Source organism: Ruegeria sp. AF8 (assembly GCF_056541825.1).
The window spans coordinates 1-2,193 of sequence record NZ_JBQFYW010000060.1; the positions used below are offsets into that span (position 1 = coordinate 1).

Annotated in this window: 1 protein-coding gene; it reads left to right on the top strand. The window is 56.0% G+C overall.

Annotation, left to right across the window (positions count from 1 at the left end):
• Positions 1-1,238: calcium-binding protein (locus ACR0AO_RS25315; RefSeq protein WP_480609762.1), on the top strand; the 1,238-nt coding region annotated here is incomplete at its 5' end.
• Positions 1,239-2,193: the final 955 nt, after the last annotated feature.

Consider the following 2,193-nt stretch of genomic DNA (forward strand, 5'->3'; position numbering starts at 1 on the left):
TGGTCAACGGTGTTGCTATCTACGGCACCACCACGTCCGGTATCACCGTGCGCGACAACACCCTAATCCACCTTGATGGCACCGGCAGCAATGCAACCCTGGTCATCGGCGCAAATTCCAAGTCAGGGAATTTCATCGGCTCCTATGAACAGAAAACGACCAATGATTATTTTGTCGATAAAGACGCGTACAGCACGTATTTCAAGGGTGACATAGGATACGGCATGACGCTCGAGGACCTGCGCCCCGTCGAGGGCAGCGTGGCCGAGCAATACGGCGCCAACGAGCGGCTTCTGGAGTTGCTCGACGGCACACCCTACGACCCCGACACATCCACGCCAACCCCACTCCCTGATAGCGATACCGGCGGCAACTCCGCACCGAACTCCGGCACCGGTACGATCTGGGGCAGCAATCAAGCCGACCAGATCGGCGGCGGCAGTGAAAATGACGTGCTTTGGGGAAGGGCCGGCAACGACACGATCTGGGGTGCGGCGGGCGATGACCAGATCGGTGGTGGCGACGACAGTGACGCACTCTGGAGCGACGTTGGAAATGACACCGTTTGGGGCGGCAGCGGTGACGATGTGATCGGTGCCGGTATGGATAACGACACCATTTCGGCCGACGCGGGCAATGATACCGTGTGGGGCGGGGCGGGCAACGACCTGATCAGCGCCGGAACGGACAACGACATCATTTCAGCCGACATAGGCGATGACACCGTTTATGGCGGGGCGGGTAACGACGAGCTGAACAGCGGAGCCGGCCATGACCAGATCAATGCCGGAGAAGGGGACGACACGGTTTATGCCGGCGACGGCGATGATCTGCTGATCGGTTTGGGCGGTCAGGACGAGCTCTGGAGCGGCAACGGCAATGACACCGTCTATGCTGGCGCGGGTAACGACAGCATCCTGGGCCTGGGCGGTAATGATAACCTGTGGGGCGGTGCCGGAGCTGACACGCTCAACGGCGGATCTGGAAACGATACCCTGAGGGGGGGCACGGAAGCTGACACTTTCCTGTTCTCCACCGGTGCGGATCAGATACTCGATTTCGACGAAGGCGACTTGATCGATCTGGGCAATGTGGCCGGGATCACCGATTTCGCCGACCTGCAGGCCAATCATCTGTCCGGCAGCGTGAACGCCGTGATCGACGATGGCGCGGGCAATACGCTGACATTGCTGGAGGTGGATTCCGCCTCGCTGGATGCCCGCGACTTCCTGTTCTGACGCAAAAGAGAATCCTCTGCGATCCTGCCGGTCTTTCTTCTTCGGCGTCAATTTCCTCCTCACTGCCGCAGGCGTCCCGGGAACGCCGGGCAGGCCGGGTGAGTGCGGCCAGAAGGAGGAAATGACGCCATTCCACGACCTCCGAAGACCCTGCACCGCAAGTGATCGCAGCGGGTTTGATGCTGAAATTCAAATTTGCATTGCGCTCACCGGCTGTTTTCCAATCATCCGGCGGGCCGAATCCCTTTGCGTAAACTAATTCGCGAAAGGATCACTTAAACTCTCTTCAGACTCAGGCACCGCAGAGGCATTGAACAACAAATCCCGGCTGGCTCCATTCTGGTGAAGATTTAATTTCCGATCCATAATTGGCGGATTTTTGCCACCTCCGCATTACGTGAAGTAAGTGTCCATTTTCAATTCAAACCTAATTGAAATCTATGGGATTTTCTGAAACGCAACCGATTGCTCAGGCATTATTTTATCGTATTTCACATTCACCTTCTGACATGTCCAAATTTTGCCATGTGGAAAAATGCCGACGCCATTTCGAGAGCTTGATGGGGTGAGACTGGCGCAGTAGTAGAAGGGCAGGTCGTAAAAACACCACAAAAATAACACACTCACGAGGCAGCCTGCCCCACAAGTCATGTGCGAGTATCCGCGTTTTGGCGCCATGAAAATGACGTCCAGATGCATTGTGCCCCATCAAATGGATGGTTAGTGGGGCCGTTTTTTTATCGAGTTCCAAACCACAACCACTCACAGCGGCATTTCCAAATTGCCGAGCCGGAACGAGGCAGTAAACTTATGGCAACTATCACCGTATCCAGTACGTCACAGCTTTTGTCGGCCCTTTCTTCAGCAAATGGCGGCGATACAATTGAGCTTGCGCCGGGGAATTACGGGTCGCTGGATCTCCGGAATATAAGCTATTCCAGCATGGTCACGATCC